Below are 14,051 nucleotides of genomic sequence, written 5' to 3' on the forward strand. Positions count from 1 at the left end.
TCTTACTTTTACAATGAACAGTGTGTAAAAGTACGGAACCTATCATTTTATACATCACAATTTCAGATAAATCAGAATGTACAAAATGTTATATATAAAATTACTGTACTTTGTAAAAGTTGTAAAGAGTTAAAATATATTAAAATTATTTCTGATAATAATTCACAGGAAAAAGGTGCTTTAAAAGCCAGTATTATCGGGGGAGTAAAAACAAGTATTATTTTTATTTTTTTGGAAATACCATGTTTTGTGATGAAAAAAGGGCCTAAAACGAGGGGAAAAAACGTTAGAAGCTTTTAGAAAAAAGATTAATACAAAGTGCCCGCCCCGTAATCAGATAGCCATTTAACCCTTATATTGAAATAATTATGGATGTTCATAGATCTTTCTAATGAAAATACAGAAAACAACCTCTCTGAATGGAAAAATATTGAGGCTTCTTTTAAATGTGGGCGTAACCAATGATTGAGCAGTTTATTTGTGATTGAGATTTTCAAGTGGTATGATTCTTTTTATTCATTTAGTTTGGCGATTACCTTTCCAAGTAAGATATTGGTGAAAGGGGGGAACTCCTCATGAAGCTCAGCATTTTAGACCAATCACCCATATCATCAGGGAGCACGGCAAGAGAGGCGCTACTGGAATCCATGAAACTTGCACAAGCTGCTGAAAAATTAGGCTATACCCGCTACTGGGTTGCTGAACATCATGATTATTCCGGACTTGCCAGTTCAGCCCCAGAAGTACTGCTAAGCTATATTGGCGCTCATACGAATAATATTCGGATCGGGTCTGGTGCTGTGTTACTACCGCACTACAAACCCTATAAAGTAGCGGAAACATACAATATGCTTGCGACGTTATTTCCTGAGCGGATTGATTTAGGGATCGGCCGGGCACCTGGTGGATCTGCTGAAGCGACGATGGCGTTGTCTGATAACTTTTTAGAAAAAGTTCGCAATATGCCCGAATCGACGGAAGAGCTTATCCGCTTTTTAACGAATGACTTTCCATCTGGTCATATGTATGCCAAGGTTTATGCCTCTCCACTCCCACCTGCCACTCCTGAACCTTGGATTCTCGGTACGAGTGAAAAGAGTGCAATTCTTGCAGCAAAAAACGGCGCTGCTTATGCGTTCGGGCAGTTTATGAGTGAGGTAGATGGAAAAAGTATAATGAAAGCATATATTGAAAACTTCCAGCCAAGCAAGTTGTTAGCACGTCCTAAATCGATAATCGCTGTTTCTGTTATTTGTGCACAAACGACTGAATACGCAGAAGAGCTTGCGTTAAGCGTTCTCGTGTGGCACATACTATCGGCAAAAGGGGAAGCTGACCAAGGTATTCCTTCAATAAATGAAGCGATCCAATACTCCCCTACTGCAGACGAGAAAAAAGAGTTAGAAAAAAAGAAGAATAAAATGGTCATCGGCAATCCACAAGATGTAAAACAACAGCTCGTGTCGTTACAAGCCGTCTATCAAGTTGATGAAATTATGATCGTGACGAATACGCATTCTTATGAAGCAAGATTGAAATCATTTAAATTAATTGCAAATGAACTTTTATTTGAACATAGTTAAAATTTACGATATTGGAGGATTTATATAAATGTCCCAGAAGCAACTTAGTGATATAAAAATGTCTGTCTTGGATCTTGCTCCCGTATTAATTGATCGTACGCCTGCAGAGTCATTTAGAAATACACTCGACCTCGCCCAACATGTAGAGAAGTGGGGATTTCATCGTTACTGGCTCGCAGAACACCACAACATGCCGGGAATTGCCAGCTCGGCTACCTCGGTCGTTATTGGTCATGTAGCAGCTGGTACATCAACGATCCGTGTAGGTTCAGGAGGAATTATGTTACCTAATCATGCGCCTCTGATGATTGCCGAGCAGTTTGGCACGTTGGAGTCAATGCACCCAGGCCGGATTGATCTCGGTTTAGGTCGTGCCCCGGGAACAGACCACCAAACGACTCGAGCTCTGCGTAGGGATATGCGAAGTGATGGTGAAGATTTCCCGCAACAGCTTGACGAACTAAGATCGTACCTAAACCCTGCCAATACAGGTACACGGGTAAGGGCTGTTCCGGGTGAAGGATTAGACATTCCAATATGGCTATTAGGGTCCAGCGGATTCAGTGCACGACTTGCGGCTCAACTCGGACTTCCCTTTGCCTTTGCGAGTCACTTCTCACCAGCAAACACGATTCCAGCTCTGGAACTTTATCGTAACCATTTTCAACCTTCAGAAGTTCTGGATGAACCCTATGCGATGGTTGGAGCCAATGTTGTCGCAGCTGAAACAGAGGAGGAAGCGAGCTGGCTTGCCACTTCCCAACAACAGCAATTTCTAGAGTTAGTCCGAGGCCACCCTGGCCCACTTAAGCCACCTGTAGAAGATATGGACATGATTTGGAGCCCACATGAAAAAGCAGCGATTGACCAACAGCTTGGATCATCGATTACCGGAAACGCGGATACAGTAAAAGAAGAACTCCAAGCGTTTCTAGACAAAACTCAGGCAGATGAAATCATCGTTAATAGCCAGATTTATAGTCATAATGCTCGTTTAAAATCTTTTGAGATTGTAAGCAAAATTATAAAAGGATAAATCGGAATTAGAGGGTGATTTACAACCCGTTTTTAATAAAGGTTCTTTTCGCATAGATTGTTGTTTTTTATTGATAAATCGAAGGAGCGAAAGGCGGCGACTCCCTGCAGGAAAAGCAACAATGGTTTTCTTGCGACGAGGAACCGCAGGAGCAGCTGAAGACCCCGCAGGGTGAGTTTCCCGAGGAGGCTTAAGCGTTGCCCGCGGCATAGAAGAAACCGTGAATCCGAACGAAGTGAAGGAAGAACGGATGTCGCACTTGTGCCCTGGGGTGAAAGCCAAGTTTTTTTTAAATAGCTAGTGTATAGGTTCTCTTCATAAAAACCACACTAAGTTCAAAAAGGTGTGTATTTATATGAAGAGAAGATACTATGTTAATTTAAACCCAACTAGCATGGATACGATCAGTGATGTAAAAATTGATGACAGCACGCTGATTCAATACGAAATTGAAGCGACACCTGAAGAATTGGAAAACCTTCAGCACTTATTAACAGAAACACAGGCACATGATATGGAGTTACGGAATTTATTTACCTTTCGCCACTATGATGATAAGTTAGCAGACGATGATCGTAAAGAGTTCCAAAATGGTCTTACTCATACGTTTCAACGATTGTATGAACTTGGGACACCTGAAACAAAACAGCGAATTGAAGAAATTCATATGAACGAATGATTATATGAAAGAATAGGGCTGCTCTTAAATAAATGAGCAGTCTTTTTTATACCTTTGAGAATGATAATTGTAACGAAGGCCTTTTGACAAACTGACAATCGATGTCTTCTTCATAGAGGACACTTACTGATTTCTCCATTAAAATCTATAAATTACCAAAAGGCGATCAGTTAGTTATTATTATCTAAAAACATTTTTCGCAGATTTTTGTAAAAAAAATGAGGTTCAAGGGAGATAAAGTCGATTCAGAGAGAAAGTTTCAAGTCATATATCACAGTAGTTACAGCAATATTTCAATTTCTTTAAACAAGTCCTTTTCTTATTCTATTCTTTTGCTATTTATTATATCGTTATGGCAGATAGAATTTAAAGGAGGCGGACAACGTTGAGAAATTCTTTATCTTTATGTAATAGTCATTTGATAGGAATCACATTGTTTGTATTTGCAGCCTTTTTCTTCATAAACCCAGTTACAGGTGAAGCTAGTGATGAATTACAGTTAGGAGATCAACTCCTTATAGAAGGTAAGGATCATGAACATGTAACAGAATTGCAGAAACTCTTGAGTGAAAAAGGACTCTTAAGTGATGATGATGTATCAGAGGGAGAGTATGACACTGCGACCCGTGAAGCTGTTCTTGAGTTTCAGGAAGATACAGCCATTTATACTGATGGTGTTGCAGGACCACAAACCGTTGGTGCACTTAGTGTTTTAGAGATAGGTGACGAAGGGGAGACTGTTTTGACCCTTCAAGAATCATTACATAGTCTCGGATTTTATAATGGCAATTTGGATGGCATATTTGGCCCGGTTACTCGCGATGCAGTCAAAGAGTTCCAACAATCAGAAGATATTTTAGTTGATGGGTTAGCCGGACCACAAACATACGGTGCATTGCACCAGGCTGTTAAAAATTCAGCCACCACAACAACAAATCAATCATCCTCTAATAATAGTTCCAATCAAACGTCCAGAAGTTCTTCAAGTAGGACTTCAAGTGACAACTCCAACTCTTCAGATGAAACAAATCAATCTTCCAATAGTGAAGGAACCGTCATGACCGTCGAAGCGACCGCTTATACTGCATACTGCAATGGTTGCTCCGGGACCACGGCTACTGGTATAGACCTTCGAAATAACCCTGATAAAAAAGTGATAGCAGTAGATCCAAACGTCATACCTTTAGGCACAATGGTTGAAGTTGAAGGTTATGGTGTAGCAATTGCAGGGGACACAGGTGGAGCCATTAAAGGAAATAAAATTGATATTTTTATGCCAGATCGAAGTGCTGCCGTAAACTTTGGTCGAAGGACGGTCGAAATTAGGCTTTTAGAATGATAAAAAGTTGACATTAAAATCATAAATAGCTTCGGAAAAGTGAGTAAAATTCGCGATATAGAAGTGCGTAACTAATAAGGTAAAACACAAGGGTTTCAATTGAGAAGCCCTTGTGTTTTTTATGGTCAAAGCATGAAAAGCATGTAGAAGGCTAGGAACCATATTGTAAGAGCTGATATTTTGTTAAAAATGATTCTGAACTTATACTTCTTATCTTTTTGACCAATAATTTTTCCAATAAATGCAATGAAAAAGAAGTAAGTCCAGGAGACAATAATGGCAGCAATCATAAAAAACCATTTATCAATGTTAGTGTAAAGCAACGAGTTAGTACCTATGACCCCGACTGTATCAAGTAAAGCGTGAGGGTTTAATAAGGAAACGGAGAGAGCGAAAAAGACTTGTTTTTTTGCAGATGCTGGTGGCTCTTTATTTGCATCTTCGCAGGATGTGTTCCAGATAACCCATCCCATATAGCTTAAAAAGAAGAAACCACCAATGATTAAAGTTATTTTAATACTTTCAAAAAGTTCAGACATAAGACTCATCAAAAAAACTGCGACAACAATTAAGACCGTGTCACAAACAGAAGCAGTAATAATTGCAGGCAGAGCTTTGAAATAGCTTGGCTGGTTAATCCCTTGGTTAAAAATGAACAAGTTTTGTACTCCCATTGGTAATATAATACCGAACGCTAAGGCTAAACCGTGAATAAAAGCTTCCATAGGAACTCTCCTAATATAAATGATAACTTTATTTTATAGGTCATATTAATTTTGTCACCATCCAATCAGTGGCCAAGTGTACCAACCAATTTAGAGGTCGTTGATTAGATAGCTAGAGTGCTAATGGAGCTTCTGTTAACCAACAACAACAATCTTTTATAAAAGAAACGCTAAAATTCCTGTTGACATGTAACCAAAAGGTTTCGCATACTAAAACCGAAACCTTTTGGTTACATAAAATGTTTTGGAGGTAATAAAATGAGTGAAAACCAGTCAAAAACACCAGATATTCGTAAAAATATTGTATTTAGTGCAACGATCGAAAAAGTATGGAATGCAGTAGCCACTTCTGAAGGAATCGATGCATGGTTTATGCCAAATGATTTTAAACAAGAACTTGGTTTTGAATTTAAATTAGAATCGCCTTTTGGACCTTCACCTTGTAAAGTTTTAGAGCTTGAGCCACCAAATAAACTTACTTTTTCCTGGGATAAATTTGGTTGGAAAGTGTCATTTGAATTAAAAGACCTTGGAGACAAAACAGGTTTTACGCTAATTCATTCCGGTTGGGGAGTACCTGATGAAGTTGTTCCAGGGCCAGGACCTGACCAAACCCATTCAGAAATTAGAGACCGCATGAACAACGGCTGGGATTCACTTGTTTATGAGCACCTTCGTAAAGTTGTTGAGGAATAGTGTCTGCTGCACAAAGGCATGATATTTTTCAAGCGATTGCCGATCCTACCCGACGTAAAATTCTGAGGATGTTAGCGGATAAAGAACTGCCTGTTACTGTGATTAGCAACCACTTTCCGATGAGTCGTACAGCTGTATCCAAGCATTTACGAATTCTCTCGGAATCTAAGCTTGTAAGCCTGGAAAAAGTAGGAAGAGAGAAGAGGTACAAGCTGCAACCAGAGGCTTTACTTGAACTGAAGCAATGGCTTTCCTTTTACGAACAATTTTGGGATAACAAGATCACAAAACTCAAACATCTTGTTGAAGAAGATGAAAATAGTGATGGAAACCCGAGGCTATTCAATGAGGATCATGAAGTATAAGACAAGTATAGATTATTTTAATAATAGCTGAAAAACGAGCTTGGAATAAACCAGCTCGTTTTTTGTAAATTTAAGAATGTTTAACTTCTCTAAAGGAATAAAGTATAAGAGCAACTATGTTTTCAATCCATCAAGGGCTGATGGCAAGTCAAGTTTCTTAAAATGGATCAGAATTATCCACGAGAAAACAAAGCTTCCATTTTAACATTTCTTTCTTCACGTTCCTTGTCAGTAGCTAAATCATATTTTTTCAACAAATGAAACGTCTCGTTTAATGTTGCTTGAGACAGATCTTTCTCTAAAAATAGTTTCAATTGAACAAAGATGTTGCTCGGAAGAAACTCTGATTGAGATTCAAGCTTCTTTTTCACGTCTTCTAAACTATGATCTAAGTTGCATTCTGCCATATTTAAAACTCCTTTTAATTTTTTCGTCTTTACATCAGTATGAAACATTTATACAAAAAAAGAAAGTGATCAAATCACATGACTTTAATTCACTCCTGCTTTCTACTAAAATAAAGGTTGGAGGTGTATCTAATGTCTAAACCGTATTTTACACTGGAGGAAGCCAATGGGCTTTTGCCGACACTTGAAAAAGAATTAGTCGAATTGCAACAGCTTCAAAAACAATTCCAAACACAACTGATTGAGTTGAATAAAATAAAAAAGTCAAATACAAACGATATCAAGACCGATACAGAAAGTGTATTTAAGCGTGAAAGCAGACTGGAGTTTTTAGAGATGCAGGCACAACTTCATGTAAAAAACATCGAAGCAACTGGCGCACAACTAAAAGGGGTTGATTTAGGCCTGATTGATTTTCCTGCTATCATTGAAGGGGAAAAAGTACTACTTTGCTGGAAACAAGGAGAGTCAGAGATCACTCATTATCATGGTGAGCATGAAGGGTTCATCGGGAGGAAGCCTTTAGATTAGAAATAATATAAAAATGATGATCGGGGATAAAGAGTGTTAAAACGAAAACGTTTTAACACTTTTTTTATTACTAAAACGTTTTGAATTTCAAATAGCAGACCATGCTTTGTCCAAATCATGAATGAGGGAATCAGTGTACGCTAGCTCTGGCGAAATTCGAATAAGTCCAGAGTCATTTTTTTCTATGAGTATTTTAAGGTTTTCACCGTTATTTTCTTAGAGTACAAGACTTTCATTGGAGCCTAGTGATTTTGTGTACTTGTATCTTCTGATCTTCCTGGGTTCTTGTTCAAGGTGTTTCCTTTAATTTAGCCTTGCAAATAAATCCCTTAGTCACCCAAGACAGTGGATTAACCCAAAAAAACCTGCTATTGAATATATCATTTCAAAGCAGGTCTGTCATTTGTTCAATCCTCATGGTTTATCCTTTTACTGAAAATAATCCACTTCAAGAGACTTTAATTTCTCAAGGGATTTCTTTGCCCAATCACTCTGATCATTTTCAAGCTTTGACATTTCTTTATCTAACGCACCCTTTAATGATTCTTTGTAAACTGGCACAGTTTCTTCGTATTTTTTTACATAAGGCTTTGGTATGTTTGTTTTTTCACGATACCCTAATGCGCGACGTTCATGAAAAAGAGGAACATCGACTCCTTTTGGCTGATGAAGATCACCTTGTTGCGGATGCTTTAGCACAGCTAACACTTTTACGACGTAACGTTCCGGTTTTTCTTCGATAATTTCACCTATGTATTTCCCGGTTTTATAAATCCCAGTGACTGTTTCGCCTATTTTAAAAGTTTGAATTTCCATATAGAATCCCTCCATGAATTGATCATATCATGATCTTGAAGTTGCGCAAATGACTCAATTCTAAAAAATAATAAGCCTTCATTTTATTTTTAAGCTCGAAATATTATACATTTTCCTTTATGATTGGAGATAGTTAGTTTTCGTAATTTTCAGCCTGAATCAAAATAGAAAGCACACAAAATGAAATAAAAAGGAATTGGTTTCCTAGTTATTTTGGAGTTAAGAGGATTATTCTCCTTTTTTACAGATATCACAATTGGAAAAGGAGGAGTCTCACATGATTTACCCATACATTTTACTAATATTTGTCGTGATGTTTTATGCAGGTAACATTTTAGTGGGGAAGGCTATTAATGATATTCCACCGTTTACAATTACCTTTTTGCGCTTACTGATTGCATTTCTAGTTCTATTTCCCATTGGATTTCGAAGTGCATGGAAATACCGTAAGACATTTATAGAAAATAACAAGCCTTTATTCTTGCTGACATTAACTGGAATTACGTTTTTCAATACCTTCATCTACGGCGCTTTGCAGTTCACGACGTCAACGAATGTCGCTGTGCTTGAAACAATAATTCCCGTCATGACGGTATTGTTAAGTGCTTATTTACTTAAGGAAAGATTGAAAAAGATTCAATGGACTGGAATTCTATTGTCACTTATAGGTGCAGTATGGGTTGTAGTGGATGGCAGACTACTTCAGCTTGCAACCTTCGATTGGAATATTGGAGATGCTATTATGATTGGCGCGATCGTATCATGGGCTGCCTATTCAATTGCAGTCAAAAAATTCATGCCATTGTTTCCACCATATGGTGCCATTCTTATTATGACAGGGATTTCAGTCATACTTTTATTTCCAGTGGTTGTTTTGGAGTGGACTTTGATAAATGTCCCTGTTTTAGCCACCCCAAACTACATAGTTAGTTTGTTATTTTTAGGAATCTTCCCGTCTTGTATTGCCTTAATTTTTTATAATCGGGCAGTTGAATTATTAAGTGCTTCCCAAGCATCTGTGTTTTTGAATTTCCTGCCTGTCGTAACCATGATCGGTGCCTATCTATGGTTGGGGGAGACAATCACACTCGTGCAAATCATTGGAGCAGTTGTTGTGATGACTGGCGTGCTATTAACGATACAAGTAAAAGGAAAGAAACAAGAAGTATCCACAAATGTTGCATCATAACAGAGAACCAAAAGAAGGAGGACTTCTCTATAAATAAAGAAGTCCTCCAATACCAAAGGGTTACTTATTACCAACAAGCTCATGTGACAACTCTCGTTCAAGAAATCCGGCTTGTCCGATGTTGCTTTCTAAATTAACGATGTAAATCGCTTTTTTACTTTTTATCCACGACATATAAGTTGAATAAAAGGGATGGCTTTCATTAAAATAGCGGTCAAGTTCTGTTATTTCTTCACAAATGTCTTGAACCGTACCTCTTCCTACATATTCACTTCGTCCGTGTTTATTTACGAAAACGCTATCTCCTACTTGAAACAAACTCATCACCCCAGAATTAAATCTTAAAATAAACTTTTGAATGATCCTATACTAATATACCATATCTTACCCATTCTGTCGGTTTTGAATCTGATTCGGTTACGTTAGCGCCAAATTTACATTACGAAATAACACTGAAAGCTAATTATCACGGTTGTGGCGTTCTTTGTAAAAAACCAATGTTTCATAAAAGTGAAGTACTAGAAATGACTCAGGCTTAAATGTTGGTAGAATAACAAGGGTATATTAATTTTGAATGTTTTTTACCAGCACGCATGTTTGATTCTCTGATTAGGTGGATGAAAACGCTGTAAAATGATATTAGTGGTCAAATGGCAATTCAGACCTTAATCAACAAGGGAAGAATTCAGTTTGGCTAACAAATGTTTACCTTGCAAACTGACTTAAGTAGTGAAAATTTGGACGTGTGATGAGGTTATTTAAAAATGCAGATCTTGTAGCATACGGACTTCTTTGTGAATTTAATGCTGCTATTATTTCATCAGCACTCCCAATTCCGAACCCGTGACCAAAATAAAGATCTCCATTTAAAAGGATCGCGTTTAATCCATTCCATTCCGGAGTGTTCGGATGAAAATCAGGATTTTGAAAATAAACGCAATCTCCGGGCAAATAATCTGTACCTAAATGGCCTCTTAAACCAAGGTCCTGGTCGAATTCCCAAGAAAAGAGATATATTCTAGGAAACAGGTAATTAAATTGCATGGGGCCAATTTCTTCTAAGACAGCTTTGTAAAAAGTCAACACCATCGCGAGCGCACACTCAAAGGCATATAAACGACCATTATAAAAAATATCATTAATAGCTGTGTGCGGCAAGACACCAGGCCTAAGTCTAAACCCTCCCCTTCTCGTGAGAATCCAGTATCTTTCGTTACATTTGGATGTTTCAAAGGTAGCAAAGTCTGCCCCACTTTGATTTAATAAGTACGAAGCTTGGATGGTCTGCTGCCTTAGGTCCAGTTCAAATTTCAACTGAGATAGTGCATGATAGTAGTAGGTTCCGCTGTATCTCTCCATTAGTTGAAGGGTTCTTATTTGTTCTCTTGAAAGGTTAGTCCCTTCAAATTGATTCACGTCTAATACCATCTGATTAATGAGTATCATCGAACCTGGATCCTCCTTTTCATACTTCAATTCGACTCGTCACTAGATGATATGAATGATGACGGAAAACTGAACAACGAATCATGGGATTTACTAAATAAGTGAAGGGGGATCAAAAGAGTATTTATACAACATATATCTTCACACGTGCTTAATGCATCATTTACACGCTTTTTGTTTTTTCTCAGATCATTCAATATAATTGCGTGTTCAAAAAGGAGCATAAAAAGAGCCGAGTAGTTCGAGGCGGCGAAGTTTTCGAGTACCAGAGCGACGAGCAAGACATCGTAGCGATCATTTTTAGCGGACTTTTTAAACATCCTCTATAAGATAAAAGTAAGGAAAACATCACCAATTATCAGGGAGGTGGCTGTCATGTCAAATCAAAATATCAGAAAAGATATTAAACTGGTTGCACTTGATATGGATGGAACATTACTTAATAGCGACCACGAAGTTTCTGAAGCGAACAGAAAAGCAATTGAAGAAGCACAAAAAAATGGCGTACATGTCGTCTTAAGTACAGGTCGTACGCTAATGACTTGCCGTGATTATGCAAAATCATTAAAGCTCTCTTCCTATTTAGTTACAGTTAATGGAAGTGAGATTTGGCACAGTACTGGAGAATTAATTGAACGAAACCTTCTTCAAGCAGAATTGATAAAAATGATGGTCGATTTAAGGGATAAATATGACACAAAATGCTGGGCCGCTTCTGTTAATGAAGTTTGGAGAGCAGGGCTTCCTAATGACATTGAGAATTACGAATGGATGAAGTTCGGCTTTGAAATTGAAGATGATGACGTTAGAGAAACGATCATTAATATTCTTTCTGAAAATAAAAACCTGGAAATAAGTAATTCAAGTCCGACTAATCTTGAAATTAATGCAATTGGCATTAATAAGGCGAATGCTCTAAAAAAAGTTTGCGAACATGTTGACATATCAATGGATCAAGTCATTTCAATGGGGGATAGTCTAAATGATTTAGCGATGATAAAGGAAGCAGGTCTGGGCATTGCAATGGGAAATGCTCAGGATGTAGTGAAAGAAGCAGCCGATTGGGTAACGGCAACGAATAATGAAGATGGAGTTGCCAAGGCGATACACCGGTTTTTATTGTAATGCTATAATACTTAAGATTTCCATAGGGGAGACCTATAACCCTTATGGCATCTTCTTTTTATAGATTCACCTTAATTCATATGCTAAAGTGAAGTTATATTTATCTGATAATTCAAACAAAAGGGATGGTGAATCGATGTTTAGTACCTGGCAAAAACATATACATAACGAACTATCAGGGAAGCAAGCGTATCGTTATGCTGAACGGATTGCTCAGTTTCACCGTATTCAGGCGTCTACAGGTTACCGAAAAGCTGCGGAAGAAGTCGTATCTCTCTTGAAAAGAGATGATGTAGCTGCAGAGATTGTCAGTTACCCTGCACGAAACGGAGACCGATTTTTAGCGCACCGGAGCTTTCAGGAGTGGCACTGTGATCACGCAGAATTATGGATGGAAGGGGAAAATCGTAAGAGATTAGCACGTTTTGAAGAAGAGGAAATTTCTCTAGTTCAGAGAAGCGTTCCAACTCCTTCAAATGGAATTACAGCGGAGTTAGTAGTCATAGAAAACGCCGAAGAACCCGATAGTTATGAAGGTGTTGACCTTAAAGGAAAATTATTGCTTGTCCGCGGGAACCCATTTATTATCCATGATTTAGCTGTAGAAAAACACGGTGCCACAGGTCTTATATTCGATAATTTAAATGAATACCCCCCGATTCGTACACGATTAGATATGCCCGATGCTATTCAGTACACATCCTTTTGGTGGCACGGTAATGAAAAGAAGACGTTTGGTTTTGCAGTCTCACCACGGGTGGGAAACGAACTGCGTACCAGGTGTAGAAGAGAAACCGTGACATTGTCGGCTAAAGTTGAAGCACAGCTTTATGATGGTTTCTATGAAAATATTGAATTTTTCATTCCAGGTAAAAAACAAGAAGAAATTTTGCTAGTCAGTCACCTTTGTCATCCTTACCCAGGTGGACAAGACAATGCCTCCGGACCTGGAACGTTAATGGAGACGATGCGGTCTTTAAACCGGTTGATCCACAAAGGGATACTTCAGAAGCCTGACTTAGGTATTCGGTTTTTGATGATGCCTGAAATGACAGGTACATATGCTTACTTCACCCAGTACCCTGAGCGAAAAAAACGAACAGTCGCAGCCTTAAACCTTGATATGGTCGGTGCTGATCAAACTAAAAGCGGGGGACCATTATGTATAGAACCACCACCTATGGCACTCCCTACGTTTGTTGACCGGTTTGCTTATCAATTATTTGCCTCCATTACAGAAAATACTAGTAATTTAACAAACACGTTCAACTATAGTACAGTTCATTTTCTGAGAACTAGGTTTTCTGGAGGCAGCGATCATTATATTCTTTCTGACCCAACAGTGGGTATTCCTTGTCCAATGTTGATCCAGTGGCCAGACAAAAATTATCATACAACAGCAGATTCAACCGATCACTTAGACCACGAGATGATGAAGCATGTAGGAGTAACTACAGCACTCTATGCATATGGACTAGCCAACGGATCTGAAAGAGATTGGCGTATTCAAATGTATTCTGACGCGGGAACGAGGTTCTCAGATTTACAAAAGTCGGTTTCTTGGTTATTTTCTAAAGAGACATTACAAGATGAGTGGGAAGACGCGTTCTCTTTCTATTGTGATTACGAAAGAAAGGCTCTTCTGACTTATAAACATTATGCTAAAATACGAGGATTTTCTAAGTGGGAGGAATTGGTTAATGACGTATCTGAACAACTGGAGGAACAAATCACAGCTATAAAAAAATGGTCAGCGTCTCTGTCGAAGCTCAATTTGAGTAACGATCAGGAACCACTTAATAAAAAACTCCCTTCAGATTGGAAGGATCAAACGTTAAAACGAGTGTTTGAAGGACCGGTTATGCTTACGTTTGAGCTGGAGAGACTGTCATTAAATGATCGCCTTGAATGGTATGCTTACGAAAGACAAGCGAAAGTGCCTTCTGGTTATGTTATGTTTATTCAATATTGGTTAGATGGAAAAAGAACTTTAGAAGAAGTTCTTAATCTCGTCCATAAAGAAACAGGAGAGTACCACCCGCAATTTGCAGTAAAATATCTAGAACTGATGCGGCGCTTAGGAATGGTTGAATAATTTTCACTTAATACATATG

The 14,051-nt window shown here is 38.2% G+C and carries 15 protein-coding genes; 10 read left to right on the forward strand and 5 right to left on the reverse strand.

The window, feature by feature from the left end:
• Nucleotides 1–575: 575 nt before the first annotated feature.
• From CDZ94_RS03425 to CDZ94_RS03440, 4 genes are all read left to right on the forward strand, one after another.
• Nucleotides 576–1,583: an LLM class flavin-dependent oxidoreductase gene (locus CDZ94_RS03425; RefSeq protein WP_096435129.1), complete on the forward strand. Its 1,008-nt coding sequence runs from the start codon at nt 576–578 to the stop codon at nt 1,581–1,583.
• Nucleotides 1,584–1,611: 28 nt separating this feature from the next.
• Nucleotides 1,612–2,619, forward strand: coding sequence for an LLM class flavin-dependent oxidoreductase (locus tag CDZ94_RS03430; RefSeq protein WP_096435130.1), 1,008 nt, complete (start codon nt 1,612–1,614; stop codon nt 2,617–2,619).
• Nucleotides 2,620–2,974: 355 nt separating this feature from the next.
• Nucleotides 2,975–3,298, forward strand: coding sequence for a hypothetical protein (locus CDZ94_RS03435; protein WP_096435131.1), 324 nt, complete (start codon nt 2,975–2,977; stop codon nt 3,296–3,298).
• Between the two features lie 385 nt (nt 3,299–3,683).
• Nucleotides 3,684–4,637: a peptidoglycan-binding protein gene (locus CDZ94_RS03440; RefSeq protein WP_096435132.1), complete on the forward strand. Its 954-nt coding sequence runs from the start codon at nt 3,684–3,686 to the stop codon at nt 4,635–4,637.
• Between the two features lie 125 nt (nt 4,638–4,762).
• Here the strand turns inward: CDZ94_RS03440 and CDZ94_RS03445 are convergent, their stop codons facing one another.
• Nucleotides 4,763–5,362: a LysE/ArgO family amino acid transporter gene (locus tag CDZ94_RS03445; RefSeq protein ID WP_096435133.1), complete on the reverse strand. Its 600-nt coding sequence runs from the start codon at nt 5,360–5,362 to the stop codon at nt 4,763–4,765.
• Between the two features lie 258 nt (nt 5,363–5,620).
• On the opposite strand from CDZ94_RS03445, the gene CDZ94_RS03450 reads away from it, so the two are divergent.
• Both CDZ94_RS03450 and CDZ94_RS03455 read left to right on the forward strand, forming a co-directional pair.
• Nucleotides 5,621–6,058 (forward strand): SRPBCC family protein, encoded by a 438-nt coding sequence (locus tag CDZ94_RS03450; RefSeq protein ID WP_096435134.1) that lies wholly within the window; start codon nt 5,621–5,623, stop codon nt 6,056–6,058.
• Complete coding sequence (locus CDZ94_RS03455) at nt 6,055–6,423, forward strand: ArsR/SmtB family transcription factor (RefSeq protein WP_096435135.1); 369 nt, start codon at nt 6,055–6,057, stop codon at nt 6,421–6,423. The genes CDZ94_RS03450 and CDZ94_RS03455 overlap by 4 nt, the downstream gene beginning before the upstream one ends.
• A 173-nt stretch (nt 6,424–6,596) precedes the next feature.
• Here CDZ94_RS03455 and CDZ94_RS03460 read toward each other — a convergent pair whose 3' ends face one another.
• A complete protein-coding gene (locus tag CDZ94_RS03460; protein WP_096435136.1) occupies nt 6,597–6,830 on the reverse strand; it encodes a group-specific protein in 234 nt (77 codons plus the stop codon).
• Between the two features lie 132 nt (nt 6,831–6,962).
• Here CDZ94_RS03460 and CDZ94_RS03465 point away from each other — a divergent pair, with 132 nt between their 5' ends.
• Nucleotides 6,963–7,361 carry a DUF2203 domain-containing protein gene (locus CDZ94_RS03465; RefSeq protein ID WP_096435137.1) on the forward strand — a complete coding sequence of 133 codons (399 nt, stop codon included), beginning with the start codon at nt 6,963–6,965 and terminating at the stop codon, nt 7,359–7,361.
• 429 nt (nt 7,362–7,790) lie between these two features.
• Here CDZ94_RS03465 and kapB read toward each other — a convergent pair whose 3' ends face one another.
• Nucleotides 7,791–8,177: a kinase-associated lipoprotein KapB gene (gene kapB / locus CDZ94_RS03470; protein WP_096435138.1), complete on the reverse strand. Its 387-nt coding sequence runs from the start codon at nt 8,175–8,177 to the stop codon at nt 7,791–7,793.
• 277 nt (nt 8,178–8,454) lie between these two features.
• Between kapB and CDZ94_RS03475 the strand changes: the two genes are divergently transcribed.
• Nucleotides 8,455–9,366: a DMT family transporter gene (locus CDZ94_RS03475; protein WP_096435139.1), complete on the forward strand. Its 912-nt coding sequence runs from the start codon at nt 8,455–8,457 to the stop codon at nt 9,364–9,366.
• A gap of 60 nt (nt 9,367–9,426) precedes the next feature.
• On the opposite strand, the gene CDZ94_RS03480 is transcribed toward CDZ94_RS03475, so the two are convergent.
• Together CDZ94_RS03480 and CDZ94_RS03485 are read right to left on the reverse strand one after the other, a co-directional pair.
• Nucleotides 9,427–9,684, reverse strand: a complete 258-nt coding sequence (locus CDZ94_RS03480; RefSeq protein ID WP_096435140.1) for a hypothetical protein — start codon at nt 9,682–9,684, stop codon at nt 9,427–9,429.
• 387 nt (nt 9,685–10,071) lie between these two features.
• Nucleotides 10,072–10,812, reverse strand: coding sequence for a protein-glutamine gamma-glutamyltransferase (locus CDZ94_RS03485; protein WP_096435141.1), 741 nt, complete (start codon nt 10,810–10,812; stop codon nt 10,072–10,074).
• Between the two features lie 375 nt (nt 10,813–11,187).
• On the opposite strand from CDZ94_RS03485, the gene CDZ94_RS03490 reads away from it, so the two are divergent.
• Both CDZ94_RS03490 and CDZ94_RS03495 read left to right on the forward strand, forming a co-directional pair.
• A complete protein-coding gene (locus CDZ94_RS03490) occupies nt 11,188–11,937 on the forward strand; it encodes a Cof-type HAD-IIB family hydrolase (RefSeq protein WP_096435142.1) in 750 nt (249 codons plus the stop codon).
• Nucleotides 11,938–12,073: 136 nt separating this feature from the next.
• Entirely contained in the window at nt 12,074–14,032 is a 1,959-nt protein-coding gene (locus CDZ94_RS03495) for a DUF4910 domain-containing protein (RefSeq protein ID WP_096435143.1), read from the forward strand.
• Nucleotides 14,033–14,051: the final 19 nt, after the last annotated feature.

It is taken from the genome of Alteribacter populi (genome assembly GCF_002352765.1).
Classification (GTDB): domain Bacteria; phylum Bacillota; class Bacilli; order Bacillales; family Salisediminibacteriaceae; genus Alteribacter; species Alteribacter populi.

What these genes read in the sequence shown, in the direction of transcription:
- CDZ94_RS03425 (WP_096435129.1), top strand. Translation starts at nt 576, where the DNA reads ATGAAGCTCAGCATTTTAGACCAATCACCCATATCATCAGGGAGCACG.
- CDZ94_RS03430 (WP_096435130.1), top strand. Translation starts at nt 1,612, where the DNA reads ATGTCCCAGAAGCAACTTAGTGATATAAAAATGTCTGTCTTGGATCTT.
- CDZ94_RS03435 (WP_096435131.1), top strand. Translation starts at nt 2,975, where the DNA reads ATGAAGAGAAGATACTATGTTAATTTAAACCCAACTAGCATGGATACG.
- CDZ94_RS03445 (WP_096435133.1), bottom strand. Translation starts at nt 5,362, where the DNA reads ATGGAAGCTTTTATTCACGGTTTAGCCTTAGCGTTCGGTATTATATTA.
- CDZ94_RS03450 (WP_096435134.1), top strand. Translation starts at nt 5,621, where the DNA reads ATGAGTGAAAACCAGTCAAAAACACCAGATATTCGTAAAAATATTGTA.
- CDZ94_RS03460 (WP_096435136.1), bottom strand. Translation starts at nt 6,830, where the DNA reads ATGGCAGAATGCAACTTAGATCATAGTTTAGAAGACGTGAAAAAGAAG.
- CDZ94_RS03465 (WP_096435137.1), top strand. Translation starts at nt 6,963, where the DNA reads ATGTCTAAACCGTATTTTACACTGGAGGAAGCCAATGGGCTTTTGCCG.
- kapB (WP_096435138.1), bottom strand. Translation starts at nt 8,177, where the DNA reads ATGGAAATTCAAACTTTTAAAATAGGCGAAACAGTCACTGGGATTTAT.
- CDZ94_RS03475 (WP_096435139.1), top strand. Translation starts at nt 8,455, where the DNA reads ATGATTTACCCATACATTTTACTAATATTTGTCGTGATGTTTTATGCA.
- CDZ94_RS03485 (WP_096435141.1), bottom strand. Translation starts at nt 10,812, where the DNA reads ATGATACTCATTAATCAGATGGTATTAGACGTGAATCAATTTGAAGGG.
- CDZ94_RS03490 (WP_096435142.1), top strand. Translation starts at nt 11,188, where the DNA reads ATGTCAAATCAAAATATCAGAAAAGATATTAAACTGGTTGCACTTGAT.
- CDZ94_RS03495 (WP_096435143.1), top strand. Translation starts at nt 12,074, where the DNA reads ATGTTTAGTACCTGGCAAAAACATATACATAACGAACTATCAGGGAAG.